The sequence below is a fragment of the Nonomuraea sp. 10N515B genome (assembly GCF_052245915.1).
Lineage (GTDB): Bacteria > Actinomycetota > Actinomycetes > Streptosporangiales > Streptosporangiaceae > Nonomuraea.
In genome coordinates this window covers 1-20,151 of record NZ_JBQQBQ010000035.1, presented here as the reverse complement: position 1 = coordinate 20,151, position 20,151 = coordinate 1, and the positions used below count along the sequence as shown (strand labels likewise).

The window sequence follows — 20,151 nt, the reverse complement described above, 5'->3', positions numbered from 1 at the left end:
ACAGTCACTCGATTGACGACTACTTTACGTCACCACGCAGCCACATTGACCTTCCCGTCCGTCGTCAGCCGCACCTCCTCCCCCACCAACTCCCGGCCCTCGGCATCCGCCAGCAGCTCAGACCGCTCCACCACCGCATGCGCCCGCCCGCCACCACCAGGCAGATCCACCACGAAGATCCCCCTCTCGGCACCGCCGTCCCGCCCGTGCGCCACCGTGTACCCCGCGACCACGGCCGGCCCCTCGTAGGCGCCCACGATCGGCACCCCCTTGGCCACGAACACCGGCGCCGCGTCCCCCAGCCGCCCGCCCGGCTCGCTCGACCACACCGCGTACGTGTGCTTGGTCAGGTGCATCCCCACCCCGGTCACCAGCCCGTGCCCCGACTGCGCCCGCAGCAGCCCCGCCATCGTGGCGGTCGAGTGCAGGACGTAGTCGCTGGCCGGCCCGCCCGCGTACGGCAGCCCACCGGTCACCGTCAGCCCGCGCCGCTCCAGCGGATCGAGCCCTATCGCGTCGCACGCCTGCCGCAACGCGATCGCGAAGCAGCTATAGAGGTCGATCGCATCCATATCGCCGAGCCCCAGCCCCGCCCGCTCGAAGGCGGCCTCCGCGACCCGCGGGATGGCCTGGGAGGCGCCGAGCACGGGCCGCGCGGCCACCTCCCACGTGTCCTCCCCGTACGCCCACCCCCGCAGATACACCCGCTGCTCCGTGGGCACGCCGAGCCGGTCGGCCAGCCGCGTGCTGGCCAGGACGACCGCCGCCGCCTGGTCCACTTCCAGCACGGCCACGGTGCTCCTGGTGTAGGGCCAGCCGACGAAACGATCGCCGCGCGCGAGCTCCGACGGCGTGCGGACGGTCCGGCGCCACGCGTGCGGGTTCGCGGCGGCCACCTCGGTCATCGGCGCCATCATCCGCCCCCGGTCGCGCATCTCCTCCTCGATGGAGATCCGGAGCGCCGCCCGCCGCGCCGTCTCCATGATCGCGTACGTGTGCACCGGCAGGAACAGCCCGTGCGCCAGCTCGGCGGGATGCGGCGGGCGCTCCCACCCGTAAGGCGGCTTGGGGTCGGCAGGATGGCTCCACGGCACGTGCTCGCCCGCCAGCCGGTACGCCCGCCGCGTGGCCAGCGCCTCGGCCCCCGCCACGAGCGCCGAGTCGAACTCCCCCGCCGCGATCCCGGCCGCCGCCGCCCCGATGAGCAGCTGCGGAGCCGTACCGCTGACCTTGGAGTACGCCCGGTGGCGGGGCGTGGTGCCGAGGCGCTCGGCGAGGCGGCCGACCGGTGAGTCGTACTGCCAGGAGTCGCTGTAAACGATCTGGATCGAGTCGAGCCGCTCCACGGGAAGCCGGGCGTCGGCGGCGGCCGCGCGGGCGACCGCCTCCCACAGGTCGAGCGGCTCAGGACCGGGCTGCTCGCGAATGGTGCGTTGCGCGATGCCGATGAGACAGGGGGTGCGTGGATCCATGACTCCATTCAACCAGAACAACATTCGGTAGATAAGAAGTGGCCTTTGATAATTAGCGTTACCACTGTTACATAGGGCGATTTCGCACCCGCTGCGACCTGCGGAAATGCTTTCTCGTCATACATGCGATTTCGCTATTTCTATAACGGAATGGAACCGGGCCATGCTTTTTCACGTCGTTTCCTGGCCGCCCGCTCGCGCCATTCATTAACGTTCCGATCGTTTTCCTGGCCCACCGGGGCGCAGTACCCCGCTCTGGGCCGCCGAGAACTGAGAGGAGCTCCATGTTTTCCCGAGCAAGGCGCATCGCGATCCCACTGGCCGGCCTCATGGCCATCGGGCTGGCCGCGGGACCCCTTAGCGGCGCCGCGGCGAGCGCGACGGCACCCTCCGACGTGATCTCCAAGAACGCCGCCACCCCCGCAGAGCAGGCGATCCAGTTCTGGACGCCCGACCGCATCAAGCTGGCCTCCGACCACGACGACGGCCTGGACCTGTCCTCGAAGGGCGTCAAGGGCAGCAACGACACCCCCGACGGCCCTCCCGGCTCCGTGCCGCCGATCGGCGAGGAGAAGACGAAGGCCAAGAAGAGCAAGCACGTCAACCTGCCGAACACCGTCGGCCGCGTTTTCTTCACGCTGCCGAAGGCCGACCCGCGTAACCCGAAGAACTGGCGTTACTGCTCGGCCAGCTCGGTGCAGAGCAAGTACCGCAACCTCGTGGCGACCTCCGGCCACTGCGTGTACGACACCAGCAAGAACACCTTCTACGACAACTGGATCTTCATTCCGTCGTACTGGGACGGCGACAAGGTCTGGGAGGGCAAGGCGCCCTACGGCATTTACGCCGCCAAGACGTTCAACGCGCACGACGACTTCGTGGTGAAGGAGGACTACGACTTCGACTACGCGTTCGTCAACGTCTACAACGGCATCAAGGTCAAGTGGGAGAAGGTCAACGGCCGGTGGCAGTGGACGGTCAAGAACGCCGGCCGGCTCGGTGACAACGTCGGCGGCCAGGGCTTCACCTGGAACCGGAGCACCAAGCTGAACGTGTTCTCCTTCGGCTACCCGGCAGGCGAGCACCCCGACGGCGACAAGCCGTACACCGGCCGCACGATGAAGTTCTGCTACGGCAAGACCAAGCCGATGCCCGAGGCCAGGAAGTACAACCTGCAGGAGCACATCGGGTTCAAGTGCTCCTTCACCGCCGGAGCCAGCGGCGGACCGTTCCTCTACAACTACAAGAGCGCGTCGCGCACCGGCTACCTCGTCGGCGTGAACAGCGTCGCGTGGGACACCGACGGCAACGACCGCTACGACCACATCTCGTCGCCTTACTTCAACGGCGACACGTACAAGGTCTACAAGGCCGCCGCCAACCGGTGGACCGGCAACATGCCGTGACGAGTTGGCACCCTGGGCCCCGGGTCCCGTACGGGATCCCGGGGCCTTCCCCTTCGCGGTTCCCCGGCCATTCCATGAGCAATTCGAGCTCCGCTCTCACCCCTGTTGACCTGCGGCGATGATCGTCTTTGCTGATCATTTGGTGGTATCCTGAGTGGTCCGCTGACGGAGTGCTTATAGTTCACAAGGGACCCTAGATCAGGTAACGAATCTCTATCCGAGCTGCAATACCCTCTGTACATCTGGAAAAATCCACCCTTACGGCCCCAAAGAAAGGTATTCGATGATCTCCCGGGCAAGGCACGTGGTGGCGGCTGCGCTGAGCAGCGCGCTGCTGACGCTGCCTGCCTTCACGGGAGCCGCCCACGCGGGGCCCGCCGCCGCGTCCGTCGGGGCCACGTCTGCCGGGGCCGCGTCCGCCGGGGCCACGTCTGCCGGGGCCGCGTCCGCCGGGGCCGCACCCACCGCCGCCGTCTCCTCCGTCCCGCTGGCCAAGACCGCGGCGGACGTCCAGAGGGTCGCCGACTACTGGAAGCCGGACAGGCTCAAGAAGGCCGACAGCTACAGCCCCGCCACGCCGGGCGCCGCCGCCTCCCCGACCAGCTCCGCCGCCGCGTCCGCCGCCGGCCCCGCCGCGCCGCTCGCCGTGTCCGCCAAGCGCACCTCCGCCGCACAGGCCGCCGCGCCCGCGATGCCGCGCAAGAGCAAGGTCGCCAGCACCATGGGCAAGGTCTACTTCAAGTTCGGGGAGAAGGAATACTGGTGCTCCGCCAGCGCGGTCGCGGCCAAGAACCGCAGCGTGGTCTCCACCGCCGGGCACTGCGCGTACGACCCGCGGCAGGCCAAGCCGTCCGAATACTGGATCTTCGTCCCTAACCCCGGCCCCAACGGCGAGACGCCGGCCGGCATCTACGTGGGCTCGTCGATCAACATGCACGAGGACTGGGCGGGCAAGGGCGACTACGACTTCGACTACGCGTTCGTGACCGTGCACCGCGGCTTCACCTGGGCGGCCAAGAACGGCCAATACGTGATGGAGGACGTGGGCAGGCTCCAGGACAACGTGGGCGGCCTGGGGCTCGAGCTGAACAAGAAGCCGGCCACGTACACGGTGGCCGCGTTCGGCTATCCCGCCGGCGCCCAGCCCGACGGCACCCACCCCTACGACGGCACGAAGCTGCGCGTGTGCCGCGAGGGCCCGACCCGCTGGACCGTGGCCCCCAGCCTCGACCTGCAGAAGGGCGTGCAGCTCCAAGCCTGCGACTTCAGCCCCGGCGCGAGCGGCGGCCCATGGGTGATCGGCTACGACAAGGACCGCAGGATCGGCAGCCTGAACGGCGTCAACAGCCTGACCTGGAACAGGGACGCCAAGGGCCTGTACGACGCGGTGTCCTCCCCGCACTTCGACAGCGTCACGGGCGAGGTCTACCGACGCGCCGCCGCACAGTCCACTCCGGGAAATGTGACCTAAGTCATACGCAACGGCTCGGTCACTGCACGTGATCAGCCCAGACCTTGATCTCAGAACGGTCACGACGGGTGTTTGGAACGATGACAGCCCCGACCGGAAATTCACATGACCAGAGTCAAGGTAGTAAGTTCCCCGCTGACTGTTTGCTCGCGCTTTGCTGAGGTTTGGGGTGCATGAGACGCCCCAGGTCAGCGCAACCTGGAGTTACCTTGAAGCGAATCCTTCTTCCCACCGGTGGTGCCGTTCTGGTCACCGGTCTGCTCGCGGCCGGTCTGACCGGCACCGCGCAGGCCGAGCCTGACGTCGCCCATGACCCCATGGCCCGCAACACGTCCGAAGCCGCCTCCGTCGCCTCCTTCTGGCTGGCGTCGAACGGCGCCGCTCTTCGCGCCGCGACGCAGTACACCTGGGACTCGAACGAGGTGCGGAAGGTCGTCTCCAAGGGCAGCGCCGACCCCGACGGCCGGCCCGGCACCACGGCCCCGACCGGTGAGACGAAGTCCACCGCTCGGGCCCAGAACGTCAACCTGCCGAAGAGCATCGGCAAGGTCTTCTTCGTCGACGCCTCCGGCAAGTTCCGCTGGTGCTCGGCCACCTCCATCCAGTCGAACTACCGCAACCTGGTCGCCACCGCGGGCCACTGCGTGTACGACACGGACAAGGACACGGCGCTCCTGGACAACTGGGTCTTCGTGCCCGGCTACTACAAGGGCAGGGCCCCGTGGGGCATCTACGTGGGCAAGCAGGCCTTCACGCACTACGACTTCGACGTCTATGAGGACTACGACCGCGACTACGCGTTCGTCGCCGTCTACAACGGCATCCTCTTCAACGGCGTCAAGCAGGTGGACCGCAGGGACTTCGAGCGCTTCACCGGCCCCAAGCGCCGCTGGGACGGCCACTACTACATCCTGCTGTCGAAGGACGCAGGGCGCCTCGGCGACAACGTCGGCGGCCAGGGCTTCGCCTGGAACCAGCCCACCGGCAAGGCCGTCCGCGCCTTCGGCTACCCGGCGGCCCCGCAGCCCGACGGCGACAAGCCGTACAGCGGCGTGACGCCGAAGCACTGCTACGGCAAGACCACCGCCAAGATGGTCGGCGCCCCGTGGCTCAAGATCGAGGAGCACATCGGCCTCAAGTGCGCCGTGACCCCCGGTTTCGACGGCGGCTCGTGGCTCCTGAACTACAGCAACGGCAAGCGCCTGGGCTACGTCAACGGCGTGACCAGCACCTTCGCCGACCAGGACGGGAACGACCGCGTGGACTACATCACGTCGCCGTACTTCGACGGCGACACGGCTGCGGTGTACAACGCTGCCAAGAACGTGTGGTCCGGCAAGATCGTCGGCCCGAACGGCGAACTGTACAAGTAAGCCCTGCCAGGGGAAAAGGCGAGGGCCCGGCGGCACAGGCCGGGCCCTCGCCTTGGCTTCCCCCACTGCAAGGCCTTCCGCCAGGGGCGCTTCGCGCCTCGGGGAGCTCCAGACCACGCTTCCCAAGGGGGCTCCGCCCCGCGCTCCCCGCTCCTGAACCGTCGTAGATCTAGTATCCCCTTGCCTGTCGACTAGCCCCCGGCAGCACATACTCGCCTGGTTAAATGGGCTTTACCGCTGCTCGATACCTCATGTCGCAGACAGCGGCAAGATCGGCCTGCGCAGTAAGCACTACATCGGTCACACTGGAGACATGGACGGCAGAGGATACGGGGCACTCCGGCCATACGTGGTTCCCGCCACGTTGGAAGAGCTCACCGGACCAACCACGGGCGTCATCACGCTTCCCCGGCATCTCGACTGGGGGCCGGAGCGCAGCTACGACTTGGATCAGATTGCCGACGCGCGGCTGTTGTACATGCGTGTGATCCGGGAGAGTGCCACGCCTGACGACTTGCAGCGTTTCCTTAACGCCGCACTCCTGCGGAGACTCTGGCCCGAGCTGGTCCTGCCTCCGCGGGTTCAGGCCCTGTGGCTCGACCGCTTTCCCGAGCTCCGACGCCAAGCCGCCTGATGGACGAATTCCACCATCGCCTGGCCAGCATCGCCCTGGCAGCGGCCGCAGATCACGGATTCGCCCTGGCCGGCGGATACGCCGTGCAGGCCCATGGTGTGCTCCAACGGCCCAGCGAAGATATCGACCTGTTCACGTCCAGCCTCCGCGACGACTTCGCGGAGGGCGTTACAAAGGTCTGCACCGCCTACACCTCTCAAGGCCTGACAGTCAAAGTCGACCTCGACAGCCCTCAATTCGTCAGGCTAAGCGTCTCCGACCCCGCCATCAGTCGCACCAGCAAGGTCGAGTTGGCCACCGACCTGCGGGCTCACCCACCGGTCACTATGGAGATCGGCCCGGTCGTCCACCTCAACGATGTCGCGGGCGGCAAGGTCGAAGCTTTGTTCACCCGGGCGGAAGTCCGGGATTTCATCGACGTCGACGCGTTGATCATCAGTGGTCGGTTCAGCCGCGATGAGCTGCTCGACCTCGCTGCGGCCCGCGACCTGGGCTTCGACCGCGCCGTATTCGCGCAGATGCTCTCAGCTCTGAGCCTCTACCCGGACAGTGAGTTCCTCGCCTATGGCCTGACAGCTTCCGAGGTGCACACGCTCCGCTCGCGATTCAACGACTGGCGCACAAGTCTGGCGCAAGGCTAGCCTCAGGCGAACCCGCAGGTGAGGGCTCCAGCGTCAATCTAGCCAACGGTCTCCACGAGCCAAGGCGGCCGAGCCCTCTGCGCCAATTCTCATCCACGCGAGCGCGCCCGAAGGGCGAATCTGGATCCAACCAGGCGACCGACCTATAGGACGCCAGGCGGCTCCTCGAAATCCGGATGGCATGATGTCAGGAAGGCGAAGGCGGCGGTGGCGTCCTTGGTCCGATAGAAGTCGACCATCATGGCGTTGAACTCGGCCCGCCGCGCCGCCGGGACACTGATGGCGTCGATTCCGTGCGCCATCAGGTGCCCGTTCATCATGGTCCGGCCGGTTCGCTTGTTGCCGTCGAAATAGAACAGATGCAGGGCGGCGAACAGAAAATACGCTATGGCCTGCTCGAAGGGAGACTCGATCTCTGCCAGGATGGCCTCCACTCCACGCGAGAAGATGCGGCGCAGGTTTTCGCCACCTTGCTCCGTCGGCGGTGGCATGTAGCGGCCGTATTCTCCCAGATTGACGCCGGGCGTGAGAGTGAGCGGACCTTCGCCTCGGAAATGCCCCACCTCGAGTGCCTCGCCCTGAGCGATGATCTGCTGGAATCCATCCGAAGTCGGCTTGTCCAGCCTGAACTCCCCGCACTTCACCACTCTGGCGAGTTCTCGTGCGGACTCGGCAAGATTGACCACCTGACGCTCATCGCTGAGTTTCCGCCCACCCACCGTGATGCCGTCCATGAGGGTCTGCACTTCCGGGTAAGTGAAAGGGTTACCCTCCAGAACCGCGGCGTCCCATACGAAACCCGGAAGGGCATGCTGATATCGCCAGACGGCGCGCTCAATCGTGTGCACCCCTACGTCTTGTCTTATGGATGCGCGGTCCCAGTGAAATCCCAAGACCTCTGCCAGCTCGCCTGCCATCGCTACTCCCAGAGTCGACGCGGGATCGGATGGCCTCGTTTGCGCCCCACCCGAGCCAAGGCGCCCAGCCTTTCACGCTCCCTCGGTGATGAAGGCTAGACCGTGTCCTTTCACGATCACGGCCTCCTCGTAAGGATCAACTGTGTCCATTCATCAAGGATCGGTCAAGGTCAGACGGTAGCTAGCGTGAGTAACCGTGGCCGTCCAGCGAGGGCGGCGTGAAGGCCGTCTGGCGCACCCCTCAAGAGGCGTACCCAGTTCTCCGAGATACGTGCGGGGATCTCGCTGAGCGGCATCGCAGTCCTCTCCGCGATCCAGCGTGGTGTACGCGGCACCGAGGCGCCCCGCCAGCTGCCTGGCCAAAGGTAGTCTCCGCCTGTTTGGCGAGCACCGTGCACAGCCACAACGCCCAGCTCTACTCGACAATTTCTCCGTCATGTTCTCAACATTTTCTCCGAAGGAGGCACAGGTGGCTCTCTGGTCACGATCAGCCTGTCGACCTCCTGGATCCCGTCCCAGATGTTGTGGCCAGCCTCGTCATGACCTTCGTACCCGACCTCCCAAGCGGTCGCCGAGGCGTTCCGGGAGTTCGTCATCGGCAGGCTGCCTCGTGATCTTCACCTCCAGTAGATCTCGAGGAAATCCGCCCTTGTCAGGCGAGGCTGGGTACCGCGCCCCCTTCGGCCCGCTCGATCGTGACCCCGGACAACCCTCTTCCCCACCTGCCGGTGATCTCGGCGAGCCGGGCGGCCTCCAGCGGCGTACGCCCCAGTCCGATGGCGTACCGAGCTGATCCCGGCCCCGTCTCGAATGGGCGTGGCCAGGCGTGCACATCTGGCACTCCCGCCTCCTCCAAGGCGTTGATCAGCTCCAGCATGCGGCCCCGGACCCGACCGACCGCCGTGTCGAACTCCACGGCAGGTTCAGCGCGCACTGTCAGCACGGCCCATGCGGCGTGGCGGCGGTGGAGGGAAGGCGGGGCGAGCAGTTCATCGGAACGGGCGTTCTCCGTGAGCTCCCATGCCCGGTACAGCTCCTGCGTGAGCAGGTCCAGGCCGCCAGCGGAGACCTGGCGCGCGCAGTTACGCATGGGGTCGCTTGGTGTCATCACCGTCATCGGGGCCGGGTCCGCCGAGACGACGGCGGGCGAGAGGGTGACCGGATCTCGCCAGTTCCGTGCGGCCCACGTACTGAAGAAGTGCCCCAGCAGCCGGTCGGCGGGCAGGTCGCCGCTTTCGAGGACGGTGCGTGCCGCCAGCACCGTCCAGGCAAGGCCGGGCAGTCCGCCGAACGGAGCCGAGTCCAGGCCGCGCGCCCTCGCCCATGCCTTCACCTGCCTGGCCAGCCGGGCGAAACGAGAGTGCTCGGCGCCGACGGCGGCGCGTATAGCGTCCGCATCGCTGACCGCGCTCAGGGCGATCGCGGCCGCCTGGCCCAACTCGGCCCGGCGGGCCAGTGCCTGCGAAGGATGGAGCGGCCCGGTGGCGACCACGGCCAGGTCGACGTCCAAGTCGGCCACGCGTAGTCGCAGGCCCGGCATCCTGGCGCCGATCACCTGCCGCACCAGGGCGGCGTCGGGCAGGGCCGCCCGTACCCGCGCCTCGACCTCCGCCATGTCCGTTTCACCCGGCAGCGCGGCCACCAGGTCCAGGTCCGCCGCCGGGAGTTCGCAGCCCATGCCACGGGATCCGGCAAGGTGCACGACCCCTGGACGCAGCGCCTCCACCAAGCACCGCGCAACCTGTCCGGCCAAGGCTTCCCGCTGCGCCTGTTCGGGTGTATCGGGCTCGAGCGCCCGCTTCGCCTCCTCGCTCGCGGTCTCATCCAGCCAGCGGACCTCCCCGGTTCCCAGGGCGATCAGAGCACGTGGGCGCATGGGCTCGTCCGCGCGGCGGGACAGGACCACCAGGTCACCGACCTGTGCGGTCATCCCGTCGAGCCGGACAGCCAGGTCTTGCCGATGTTTGGCTCGGCCCAGCGTCAGGTGCGGAGTGAAACCCTCCGCTCGTCCCTTGCAGCGGGGAAAGCTCCGCTCCAGCGTTTGATGCAGGCGAGTCCAAGGCGCCGGGCCTGCGGCGGCGGGGTCGAGCCAGACGGTCACGTCGCCTCGATGCTGGAAGGTACGCACCCCTTCCAGCCGTACGGTGAAGGGCTCGATCTCGGCGGCCGCCGCGGCCAGCAGCGGCGCGGCCGACTCGAAGTCCGACTCCGGTACGAAGCCGAAGACGAGGTTGACATGCGGCGGCCAGCGGTGGAACTGCGGATCGTGCTCCCGGCGAACCTGCTGAATCGGCGGCCACAACTCCTGCGGCGGCACCCAGGCGACGGCCGTACGCGCAGTCGGCGGCACGTCGAGCACCCCGGCGAGGTCAGACGGCGAGAGATCGAGGACAGCCTCTACCCCGTAGTGGTCCGAGATGTACAGCCCTTCCGGGGTCGGTGTGTTGCCTCGCAGGGTCGCCGAGATCACCCGTGGTCGCCCGCGTAGCAGGATGCGGTCCAGCCGCGTGGCCCGCCCGGACAGGGACGAGAGTGCCGCCAGCGGGTTGGCGTGTGGGTCGAAGGTGGGGCTCTGGTCGGATCCGTGGGCTTCCGTCCAGGCGTCCCGGAGCCCGAGCACGGACGCGGGCGCATCCGTACCGTCGTTGAAGTCCCCCACCAAGATCAGGTCGCCTTCGACGCCCGCCAGGCCCTCGGCGAGCTGCGCCATCTCCGCCTGCCGCCTGACCTGACCGTCGTCGGCATGGTCGCTGGTCAGGTGAGTGACGGCGACCGTGAGCGGACCTTCGGCGGTGTCCACGACGATGGCGGCCACCGCCTTGTACGGCCCGAGCACGTGCCAGGCCGCCTCCCGTACGGGCAACCGGCTGAGCAGCAACAGCCCACTGGCGTCGACGTCCTCGCCGTCGGGGTCGGTGCCGATGGCGTAGCGGGCGCGTACCCACGGGGTGGACAGGAGCATGGACATCAGCGCGGGCTCGACCTCTTGCAGCGCGATGATGTCCGCGTCGGCCTCCTCCAGGGCCGCCAGCAGCAGGGGCCGGCGGCGGGCGGTGTCGATGCGTTCGCTGTCGTAGCGGTCCCAGAGCGTGTTCCATGTCAGGACCCGTACGGCCTTGGCGGCAGCCACCGCACCACCGGAGCCGGGGCGCCAGCCATCGTCCCAGATGTGCGGCGTCCGGGCCGTGAAGAACGGCGCCCGCAGGCGACGCGGCTCCCGCACCCGGCCGGCGTCGCAGGCGTCGACACGGTCCAGCCCGCTGGCCCGGTCCCACACCACCTCGCCGTCCGCCTCCACGAACAGCACCCGATGCCAGGGGATCTCGCCGCCCGGGACGAACGCGGGCAGCGGGACACGCTTGGGAGCGGCACCCCGCTGGCCGACCCCCAGGACGAAGCGCGAAGGGTCGAACCGCGGGTCCCAGCGGACCCGGTGATAGATCTCCTCGCTGGTACGCATCACGCTCCGCCCCGATCCTCGATGGTTCCGGACGCCCCGACGTACCAGGTGCGGTGGGCCTGGCCGGGGTACGGCGGGACGAACCGGCGCACCTGCGCCGTGAGCACCTGCGGCGGCACCGGGTGCGCTCGGCGAGTGTTGCGCCGGTGCAGCTCGTCCTCCTCCACCACCATGATGGCGTGCGTCGTCAGCGCGTCGCGGCGGCGCGCCACGGCGTGCACCAGGGAGCGCTGGTGCTGATTGAGCGACGTCGCATCCCACACCACGGTGCCGCCGGCGGACAGCGCGGCGTCGAGCCGGTCCAGGCCCTCCGCCAGCACCTGCTGGTTGGCCCGCTGGTCCGCCCGCGAGCCCCGGGCCTGGCGCAGGTCGTCCAGCGATAGATGCACGTCAATGCCGGGCAGACTCGCCGCGAACGTGCTCTTTCCGCTGCCCGACGGCCCGACCAGGTGCACCAGCTGGGGGAAACGCCCGGAGCGCCACCGCCAGGTCGCCGCCACGGCCTCATCGACCGTGGTAATTCGCCCCCGCGCATAGGCATCACGCGCCTCAGCCCAGCACCGGTCCACCACCTCCGCGCCGAGGCCGGCGAGGGCCTCTCGCAGGCCTGCCCGCAACGGCTCCAACGGCTCCGGCTCGAGCAACCCGGCGTCCTCAGCGTGCATCGCCGACCATTCGACCTGCTCGAGCGCCTGGTCGCCCGTACGATCCGCATCGTCTGTACGGCCCACCAGCACGGCCGCCGCGACGGCATGCAGCACTCCCAGATCGACGGCGGACGCCATGCGTACGAGCCCGGCACGCCGATCCTCATCCGGATACGGCCGGTGCAGGCCGGCGTGCAGCCCGACCAGGTCCGCGACCCGCCGCGCCAGCGCCATGCCCAGCGGCCCCGCCAACCGAGCCGCCAGCCAGGCACGGGGCATGGTGTTCAGCACGGTGGCCAGCACACCCGCGAGCCGCGCATCCCCGTACCGCCCGATCAGGTCGAGCCTGCCCACAACCTCGGCGTGGGCGGGATCTTCCACACGGATGCCCGCCGCCCCACCTCCGTCCGGGCGTTCGACCGCGATACCCACCGCGGCCAGCAACTCAGGGACATCGACATCCGCCCCCGACCGCACCGCCCACAGTGCCGCGGCCGGCCGTAGGCCATTCGTCACAACGGCGGCGTGCATCCAATGGGTGTCAGTCCGCACGTGCGCCGGACGCACCCACTTGGCCACCCGCCCGCCGAACTCCGCCCGCCCGAACCCTTCAACTGTCCGGACGACGTACCCTTCCTGCCGCTCCGTGTCCAGTCGAAGCGCCCGCAGCACCCGCTCATCAAAGACGCCGCGCCACAACACCGGCGGCGCCGGAACTCCGAGGTCCCGCAGGAAGGCCACCGTACGGTCCCAGTCCAGACAGCGGTCCCCCTCCCAGATGGAGAACCCGTAGAACCAGCTTTCCAACTCCTGGTAGGCGATGGAGTGCCGCGCGAACAGGTTCTCCCCGCACACCCGCCACCCCACCGGGATCCTCACCCCGACCCGCCCTTGCAGCTGCTTGATCCATGTCCGGGAAGGATGGTGCCCGGAGTCCAGCGACCGCGCATGCAGACCGTCGGCGTACAGGGTGGTGTTCTCCCCATCGAGCTTCTCGGTGACCACGACCTCTCGCCCGCGCAGCCCGGACAGGTCACCCGCTCGCACGTCGTCCGGTGTCGCGCCAGGCGACCAGGGGAGGTGAGGGGTACGCGGATAGTGCACGCGCATGATCCCTCCCCCGCCGAACGCTTGGTCGCATCACTGTACGAGCGGCCTGGAGGGTCGTTCCATCGAATAATCAGACGGCCGCGTCGTGGCGAATCGCCTACTCGCTGCCCAGGCGGCTCCACCCCGTACCCGGCCACAGGGCCGATTCCCTACCAAGGAAGCCGTGATCGTGAAAGGACACGGTCTAGCCTTCATCACCGAGGGAGCGTGAAAGGCTGGGCGCCTTGGCTCGGGTGGGGCGCAAGCGAGGCCATCCGATCCCGCGTCGACTCTGGGAGTAGCGATGGCAGGCGAGCTGGCAGAGGTCTTGGGATTTCACTGGGACCGCGCATCCATAAGACAAGACGTAGGGGTGCACACGATTGAGCGCGCCGTCTGGCGATATCAGCATGCCCTTCCGGGTTTCGTATGGGACGCCGCGGTTCTGGAGGGTAACCCTTTCACTTACCCGGAAGTGCAGACCCTCATGGACGGCATCACGGTGGGTGGGCGAAAACTCAGCGATGAGCGTCAGGTGGTCAATCTTGCCGAGTCCGCACGAGAACTCGCCAGAGTGGTGAAGTGCGGGGAGTTCAAGCTGGACAAGCCGACTTCGGATGGATTCCAGCAGATCATCGCTCAGGGCGAGGCACTCGAGGTGGGGCATTTCCGAGGCGAAGGTCCGCTCACTCTCACGCCCGGCGTCAATCTGGGAGAATACGGCCGCTACATGCCACCGCCGACGGAGCAAGGTGGCGAAAACCTGCGCCGCATCTTCTCGCGTGGAGTGGAGGCCATCCTGGCAGAGATCGAATCTCCCTTCGAGCAGGCCACGGCATATTTTCTATTCGCCGCCCTGCATCTGTTCTATTTCGAGAGCAACAAGCGGACCGGCCGGACCATGATGAACGGGCACCTGATGGCGCACGGAATCGACGCCATCAGTGTCCCGGCGGCGCGGCGAGCCGAGTTCAACGCCACGATGGTCGACTTCTACCGGACCAAGGACGCCACCGCCGCCTTCGCCTTCCTCACATCATGCCATCCGGATTTCGAGGAGCCGCCCGGCATCCTGTAGGCCGGTCGCCTGGTTAACGGATCACGCGGCAGGAGCCACTTCGTACATGCTCTGATCGAGGGATCGCCACCATGGCCCGCCGCGCTGGAGTGGACCGCATGACCGCCCGCACCTGGCTTGGCAAGGGTCCCAACTTGAAGGGAACCGCAGCATGAGCGCACAGCCACTCGCCCCCGCCCCGCACATGCCAGACAAAACCTTCACCGGCGTCCGGACAGCCCTGTTCCATCCTGACGACATCGCTGAATTCGATGCCGAGTACGCGGAGCTGACCAGCGCTCCTATCGTGCCCATGGCTGCCCTGGATGAGTTCCTCGCCCGGTGGTGGCGTACAGCGATCGTGGCCAACCGCGACCGTGATGACTGGCACCACGTCCTAGAGACTGTCGAGCGCCTGCGCAACGGCGAACGGCCCACGGGGCGCAGCCTTGCCGACGTTGCACGCGAACGTGGTTACGAGGTTGCCGAGTAGTGGCCTTCACGATCATCCTCGGCAGCAAGATCGCCGGAGGAGTAGGTGGACAGCCTCACCGAAAGCGGGTTCGCCGCGCTGATGGAGGTGTACGAAAAAGGGACTTAGGCGATGGCCGCGATGTCACCATCATCGAAGTAGATCGATTGGTGGAGACGACCGCCAAGGGCGACGGCATAGCGCGCCAGGACATCTTGACCTGAGATCTTGCCTTGCTCGATCTGTGAAATGCGACCCTTAGTAACTCCCATACGCTCTGCCAGATCCCGCTGGGTCAGCCCCCGGCTACGGCGGATCTCAGCGAGCCGGTGTCCTCGAACCTGGGCCAGGAGTTCCTGCTTGCCAGCCTCCACGGCCTCCTCACCGCCGGCGCGGCTGACATATTCGGCGCGAATATCCTTCCAGCGCACATAGCTGGTCATGATCGACCCTCCTCCTCCGCTCGACGTTCCTTCAAGTAGATCTCATACCGCTGCTCGGCGAGTGGAATGGCCTCCCTGTACCAGCCGTTCCACAGTCCCGCCTTGTCTCCGGCGACCAGCAAGATACTGGATCGCCACGGGTCAAAGGTGAACAAAATGCGCACCGTGCCGGGACGGAGCTCCTTCAAGTTCTGGATCCGCGAGGCGGTGATCGTATCGACCAGGGGTCGCCCCAGCCCTGGCCCGCCTTCGGCTAGCGCGTCGATCGCCTGCACGACGCGCGTATAAGTTGCCTCGTCCAGTTTTTCGATCCAGTCGCGCACCTCATCGACGATGTAGATGTCCCACTCTTCCGAGGCCACACGCTGAGTATAGCGGACGGTATACATCTGCAGGCTTCTCTTGTGCAGTCGGAGGTCACCATCAGCACGCCGGACAGACCGCGGACAACCAGGCCGCCCAGGAACGCCTGGTCGTACGCGAGAGCTCGACGATGAACGTACCGTTTGAGCTGCCACTGCTTGTGTACTTCAGGGTTTGATGGCGAGCTCCGCGACGATGAGTTTGGCGTCGTCGCGGCAGGGGGAGTCGGCCAGCGGGGGGCTGGCGAAGTGGCGAGCGTGGGGGATCTGGCCAAGGGTGCTGGTGAAGGTACGCCGCCAGGTCGGGCCGCCGGGGTGCAGGTCGATGGTCAGCTGACGACTTCCGGAGCTGACGTGGTCACTTGGACGCCATGATCGTGGACATTTGGCCGAAGGTCGGTGGACACATAGTCGTCCTGAACGTAGACACGTGGCCATTCTCCACTCTGCCCGATCCCGTACCTCCATCGGGCGCTGGCAGGTTCAAGGCTGCCCGGGACGATGAGCACGCATGATCAGCTCCGCGGCGTCGTAGGCGAAGCTGATGCTGGGGCCGGTCGGTGTGGAGACTTTGGTCAGTAGGCTGCGGTCGATGTACTCCAGGGTGTGGCCGCCCACGCTGATAGGGCGGCCCTCCCCCGACGAACGCTTGATTCGCCTCAGGGTAAAAGCGGCCAAGAAAGCGGATCTATCGAATGTCCGCCTGGCGAACTACGGCCAGCGGGGTCAGCAAGGTGTGGATCACCGCCCAGACCTTGTGGCCCACCTGGTCGTCGCCTTCGTACCCGACCTGGTCAGCGATCGCGGCGACGATGGAGAGTCCCCGGCCATGGCGAGCGCTGGTCCGCCGCGACAAGCCGAAGCGGGGGACGCCTCCCCAGCCGCAGTCGTAGACCGCGACGGTGACGGTGGTGGTAGTACGCGCGAGTTCGACGATGAACGTGCCGTTTGGGCTGCCGCTGCTTGTGTGCTTCAGGGCTTGGTGGCGAGCTCGGCGACGATGAGCTCGGCGTCGTTGCGGCAGGGGGAGTCGGCCAGGAGGTAGCGGGCGAAGTGGCGAGCATGGGGGATCTGGTCAGGGATGCCGGCGAACGTGCGCCGCCAGATCAGCCCGCCAGGGTGCAGGTCGATCATCGCGTCGATGAGTTCGCGCTGAACGGAGCAAGGTTCGCGTTGTCTGGGGACGCACACGACGGCGGGCGTGGTGGTGTCGAGCATGGGGATTCCTCCGTGGACGTGTGACAACGGGGATGCGGCCCGTGGTGGTCCGCCATATGTACGGTGCCGGTGAACGCATTCCGTGTGGATCTCCATCTCGCGTTCGATCATCGCCCCGCTCGCTATAGGCGCTGACCTGGGAGAATCTGCCTCTGTCCCGCATTGACCTCCCTATAGCCGCGATCAGAGTGATCAGAGTGTCATGACGGATATACAATGCGTACGCAATCCCAGGTGACAGGGGGTGCGTGATGTCCGGCGAGGGCCGCCGAGTGCTGCTGTGGGCTCGCTCCTGGAGCAAGCAGTTGCGCGCCAAGGGCTTCACATGGGATCAGATCGCCACTGTTCTCGAGCTCACTCATGCGGCCAGCCCGTTACGGCTTTGCCGGCTGGCGCACGGCCGCACTGCCTCCGATGTGGTGGCCATGGTGAACGACGCCGACCCTGCGGGCACAGCCTCCTTGCGAGAGGCGCGGCTCTACGATTTCGAGGCCTGGCCGGAAACCGGTCGGCGGCCGCCTGCACGTCTCCTGGTCATGCTGGCGGAGATTTACCAGACCGCTGCTCGGAGCTTGATCAGCGATGAGGTCTTCGGGTCGTATCGAAGCACCGACCGTGAGCTGATCGACAGAGCAGACTTCCGAGATCGGGACGCCAACCGGCCTCCATCCCTGAAGACGGCAAGCCGTGTCACCATAGAGGCGAGCGCAGCAGCCGCGCCCGCTGACAGGTTGCTCCCGGACGCTCCGGCGTGTGTGCACCTGCTGCGCACCATCGGCGCCGAGGAGACCGACGTGAAGCGACGCGAGCTGCTCTTCGAACTGGCCCTGGTGCTCGGCGGCGCCCGGGCACTGGACCTTCTGCGCGTCCTGACCCCGGATGAGGAAGAACGCCTGGCCGGGGTCCTGCGCAGCACATGGCGAGTGGATGAGGCGACTGCGCGCACGTTCGAGAAGCTCACCTTGCGCGCACGCCAAGCCGATGACGAGCATGGGCCGGCGGCGCTGCTGCCGGTGGTGAACGGACAGCGGACAGTGCTCGCACAGGTCCTCTCCCGAGAGTCGATGCCCCCAGCGCTGCACGATCGGATGCTGGCCGCGTATGCGCAGATGTCACAGCTGGCCGGATATCTTGCCTACGACCTCCTCGACTACGGGGCAGCCGAGCACGCCATGCACGATGGACTGCGGGCGGCGCTCGAGCTAGGCGATCCCACCCTGGTCAGCTACCTCCATTGCTGGTTGGGTGCTATGGCCGTCTATCAACGGCGACCCGCCACTGCTCTGGACCATGCCTTCGCCGCGCAAAGCTGGGCCACCCGCTCTCCAAGCAAGTTGTTGCGGGCCATGTGCGACTCGGCGCTGTCCAAGGCGCATGCCACCGCAGGCGACGTGGCGAGTTTCGCCCGCGCGCATCACACCGCGGTGTCCTTTGCCGATACATCAAAGGACGGCGAGCCGGCGTTCCTGTACTGGATCTCGCCTTCGGCGGTGGAGTGCAGGGCAGCCTCGGCGCTGGTCCAGCTACGACAGGCAGGACCCGCCGTCACGGCGGCTCAGCAATGCTTGGCCGGGCTCGGCCCGCAGTTCAAGATGGATCGCGGGTTTGCGCTTGTCTCGTATGCCAGCGCATTGACTCTCGCCAAGGAGATCCCCGAGGCCGCCGCCAGACTTACGGAGGCCGCTGGCATAGCGTCACAACACAGTTCGGCTCGGCTGACCGATCAGCTCCTTCGAGCCCGAGCCCGTCTCGAGCCATGGGCGGGTAACGCACATGTACAGCAGCTCGACGACACCCTGCAAGCTTGCGGTTTTAGAGGAGCAGCACGAAGCGAATGACGATGATCGCGCGTAGCCTTGTTGCCGCTGGCGAAGTCGAGCGTGATGTGGAGCAGGTGAGCACCGTGGCGGATCATCGGTTGTTCTCTCTGGAGGTGGAGAACTTCCGCAGCCTGCGGCAGGTCACTCTTCCGCTCGGCCCCGTCAACGTGCTCGTTGGGCCGAACGGCGCGGGTAAGACGAATGTGCTGGAAGTATTCCGGTTTCTGGCCGACATCGTGCGTACGGATCTCGTCCCGGCGTTGGACGAGCGCGGTGGATTCGAACGTCTCGTGTTCCACGGCGGCACCGTACCGTCTGGGCATATCCGGATCGGGATCAAGGGATCGTGGTCGCCCGAGCCCGGAGAGCGGCAAGACGAATACGACCTGCGGATCATCGGAACGCCGCTCGCCCGAGAAGAGATCTTTCAATCCAGCACGGGACGGCATCGGCTACGGACGATCACGGTGCGGGACAAGTCGGCGACCACCCGTGCCATGGATCCTTCCGACACTTCTGCGCCGCTTACCGGAAAGTCCGAAGACTCTGGGATCGGCCTCCAGGCGCTGAGCAGCGGGCTGTCCACGCTGCCCAGACTCAGTGATGAGAGGTTCGGGCCGATCACGGCTCAGGTCTCCGGTCTGCTCGGTAGTTTTCGGATCTTCGAGGTGGATGTTCACGCGGCGGCGAGACCCACTCGGGCGCCGATGAGAATCGGGGAGGGCATCGCGAGTGACGCCTCCAACCTGCCGACCTTTCTCCTCTGGCTGAGCGCCAACGAGCCAGACCTGTGGCAGCGACTGCAGGACGATGCGGCCGAGGTGCTGCCCCAGCTGGAGGCCATCGAATTCGACCACGTCGGGTCCACTGTTCTGGGGACGCTGCGGGAGCGGGGATTGCGTGAGCCGACGCCACTGCCGGATGCCTCCTACGGAACTATCCGGCTACTGGGGCTGCTCGCCATGCTGCACGACCCGCATCCCCCCGCGTTGACCTGCGTCGAGGAGATCGATCACGGGCTGCACCCGCAGGCGTTGGAACTGCTGGTCGAGCGGGTGCGGGAGGCGGGTGAGAAGACGCAGTTCATCATCGCCACTCATTCGCCGGCGCTGGCCGACCGACTCAAGCCGGAGGAACTCATCGTGTGCGAGCGGAGCGATGACGGCTCATCACTGATTCCGGCGATCTCCAGGAGCAAGGTCGAGGAGATCGTTTGCGCCGGCGATGGGCTTCCGCTCGGAGAGCAAACACGATGGCGCCCTTCGACCTGAAGACTGCGCTGGCATGAAATGGCCCCGCCGGCTCAGCAGCCCGCTGTTCCAGCAGCGGTAGTGGCGGTAGTGACCGCCGCCACGCCGCCGCAGCCATCAGCCGCTCGGCGATCTCGATACGGTGGCGAACCACCGCCAACGCCGCCTCGGCGGCTTCCTCCTCGGCCCGCAGCCGCGCCAGCAAACCGGCACCGTCGGCCAGGTGTACCTCTATGGAAATACCATCGGCCCGCTACCTGTATTCGGAGCTCACGGTCGTCGCAGGCCGATCCCATCCGCGTCAGAGCTAATGAACCAGTCCCGGTCCGAAACACCTATCAGCCGCGGGTAGTTTGATCACCCGTTGGAAGAGGTTGGAGCAGGTGGCAGGACCACAGCAGGACCCCAAGCAGTCCCCG

18 protein-coding genes are annotated in these 20,151 nt (G+C 66.9%); 9 read left to right on the top strand and 9 right to left on the bottom strand.

Annotated elements, in window-relative coordinates; translation table 11 throughout:
• Positions 1–29 precede the first annotated feature (29 nt).
• Positions 30–1,472, bottom strand: a complete 1,443-nt coding sequence (locus tag ACTWQA_RS37640; protein WP_443163715.1) for an acetyl-CoA synthetase — start codon at positions 1,470–1,472, stop codon at positions 30–32.
• A gap of 284 nt (positions 1,473–1,756) precedes the next feature.
• Here ACTWQA_RS37640 and ACTWQA_RS37635 point away from each other — a divergent pair, with 284 nt between their 5' ends.
• The 5 genes from ACTWQA_RS37635 to ACTWQA_RS37615 all read left to right on the top strand — a co-directional run bounded on the left by ACTWQA_RS37635 (position 1,757) and on the right by ACTWQA_RS37615 (position 6,997).
• Positions 1,757–2,878 (top strand): trypsin-like serine peptidase, encoded by a 1,122-nt coding sequence (locus ACTWQA_RS37635; protein WP_443163714.1) that lies wholly within the window; start codon positions 1,757–1,759, stop codon positions 2,876–2,878.
• Between the two features lie 283 nt (positions 2,879–3,161).
• Positions 3,162–4,349, top strand: coding sequence for a trypsin-like serine peptidase (locus tag ACTWQA_RS37630; protein ID WP_443163713.1), 1,188 nt, complete (start codon positions 3,162–3,164; stop codon positions 4,347–4,349).
• Positions 4,350–4,558: 209 nt separating this feature from the next.
• A complete protein-coding gene (locus ACTWQA_RS37625; RefSeq protein ID WP_443163712.1) occupies positions 4,559–5,722 on the top strand; it encodes a trypsin-like serine peptidase in 1,164 nt (387 codons plus the stop codon).
• A 313-nt stretch (positions 5,723–6,035) separates the two neighbouring features.
• Positions 6,036–6,356, top strand: a complete 321-nt coding sequence (locus ACTWQA_RS37620) for a hypothetical protein (RefSeq protein WP_443163711.1) — start codon at positions 6,036–6,038, stop codon at positions 6,354–6,356.
• Entirely contained in the window at positions 6,356–6,997 is a 642-nt protein-coding gene (locus ACTWQA_RS37615) for a nucleotidyl transferase AbiEii/AbiGii toxin family protein (protein ID WP_443163710.1), read from the top strand. The genes ACTWQA_RS37620 and ACTWQA_RS37615 overlap by 1 nt, the downstream gene beginning before the upstream one ends.
• A gap of 143 nt (positions 6,998–7,140) precedes the next feature.
• On the opposite strand, the gene ACTWQA_RS37610 is transcribed toward ACTWQA_RS37615, so the two are convergent.
• The 3 genes from ACTWQA_RS37610 to ACTWQA_RS37600 all read right to left on the bottom strand — a co-directional run bounded on the left by ACTWQA_RS37610 (position 7,141) and on the right by ACTWQA_RS37600 (position 13,131).
• The gene (locus ACTWQA_RS37610; protein WP_443163709.1) at positions 7,141–7,914 is read right to left on the bottom strand and encodes a hypothetical protein; all 774 of its coding nucleotides are present in this window, start codon (positions 7,912–7,914) and stop codon (positions 7,141–7,143) included.
• Between the two features lie 652 nt (positions 7,915–8,566).
• Positions 8,567–11,374 carry a poly(A) polymerase gene (locus ACTWQA_RS37605; RefSeq protein WP_443163708.1) on the bottom strand — a complete coding sequence of 936 codons (2,808 nt, stop codon included), beginning with the start codon at positions 11,372–11,374 and terminating at the stop codon, positions 8,567–8,569.
• A complete protein-coding gene (locus tag ACTWQA_RS37600; protein WP_443163707.1) occupies positions 11,374–13,131 on the bottom strand; it encodes an RNA ligase family protein in 1,758 nt (585 codons plus the stop codon). The genes ACTWQA_RS37605 and ACTWQA_RS37600 overlap by 1 nt, the downstream gene beginning before the upstream one ends.
• A 283-nt stretch (positions 13,132–13,414) precedes the next feature.
• Here ACTWQA_RS37600 and ACTWQA_RS37595 point away from each other — a divergent pair, with 283 nt between their 5' ends.
• Together ACTWQA_RS37595 and ACTWQA_RS37590 are read left to right on the top strand one after the other, a co-directional pair.
• A complete protein-coding gene (locus tag ACTWQA_RS37595) occupies positions 13,415–14,188 on the top strand; it encodes a hypothetical protein (protein WP_443163706.1) in 774 nt (257 codons plus the stop codon).
• Between the two features lie 151 nt (positions 14,189–14,339).
• On the top strand, positions 14,340–14,660 hold the full coding sequence (locus ACTWQA_RS37590) for a DUF6247 family protein (RefSeq protein ID WP_443163705.1): 321 nt from the start codon (positions 14,340–14,342) through the stop codon (positions 14,658–14,660).
• 104 nt (positions 14,661–14,764) lie between these two features.
• Here ACTWQA_RS37590 and ACTWQA_RS37585 read toward each other — a convergent pair whose 3' ends face one another.
• The 5 genes from ACTWQA_RS37585 to ACTWQA_RS37565 all read right to left on the bottom strand — a co-directional run bounded on the left by ACTWQA_RS37585 (position 14,765) and on the right by ACTWQA_RS37565 (position 16,662).
• Positions 14,765–15,082: a helix-turn-helix domain-containing protein gene (locus tag ACTWQA_RS37585; RefSeq protein ID WP_443163704.1), complete on the bottom strand. Its 318-nt coding sequence runs from the start codon at positions 15,080–15,082 to the stop codon at positions 14,765–14,767.
• Positions 15,079–15,444, bottom strand: a complete 366-nt coding sequence (locus ACTWQA_RS37580) for a type II toxin-antitoxin system RelE/ParE family toxin (protein ID WP_443163703.1) — start codon at positions 15,442–15,444, stop codon at positions 15,079–15,081. The genes ACTWQA_RS37585 and ACTWQA_RS37580 overlap by 4 nt, the downstream gene beginning before the upstream one ends.
• Positions 15,445–15,927: 483 nt before the next feature.
• Entirely contained in the window at positions 15,928–16,062 is a 135-nt protein-coding gene (locus tag ACTWQA_RS37575; RefSeq protein WP_443163702.1) for a hypothetical protein, read from the bottom strand.
• 70 nt (positions 16,063–16,132) lie between these two features.
• Positions 16,133–16,381, bottom strand: a complete 249-nt coding sequence (locus ACTWQA_RS37570) for a hypothetical protein (RefSeq protein WP_443163789.1) — start codon at positions 16,379–16,381, stop codon at positions 16,133–16,135.
• A 35-nt stretch (positions 16,382–16,416) separates the two neighbouring features.
• Positions 16,417–16,662, bottom strand: a complete 246-nt coding sequence (locus ACTWQA_RS37565; RefSeq protein WP_443163701.1) for a hypothetical protein — start codon at positions 16,660–16,662, stop codon at positions 16,417–16,419.
• Between the two features lie 251 nt (positions 16,663–16,913).
• Here ACTWQA_RS37565 and ACTWQA_RS37560 point away from each other — a divergent pair, with 251 nt between their 5' ends.
• Positions 16,914–18,500 (top strand): hypothetical protein, encoded by a 1,587-nt coding sequence (locus ACTWQA_RS37560; RefSeq protein ID WP_443163700.1) that lies wholly within the window; start codon positions 16,914–16,916, stop codon positions 18,498–18,500.
• On the top strand, positions 18,497–19,753 hold the full coding sequence (locus ACTWQA_RS37555) for an AAA family ATPase (protein WP_443163699.1): 1,257 nt from the start codon (positions 18,497–18,499) through the stop codon (positions 19,751–19,753). Before ACTWQA_RS37560 ends, ACTWQA_RS37555 begins: the two co-directional genes overlap by 4 nt.
• Positions 19,754–20,151 lie beyond the last annotated feature (398 nt).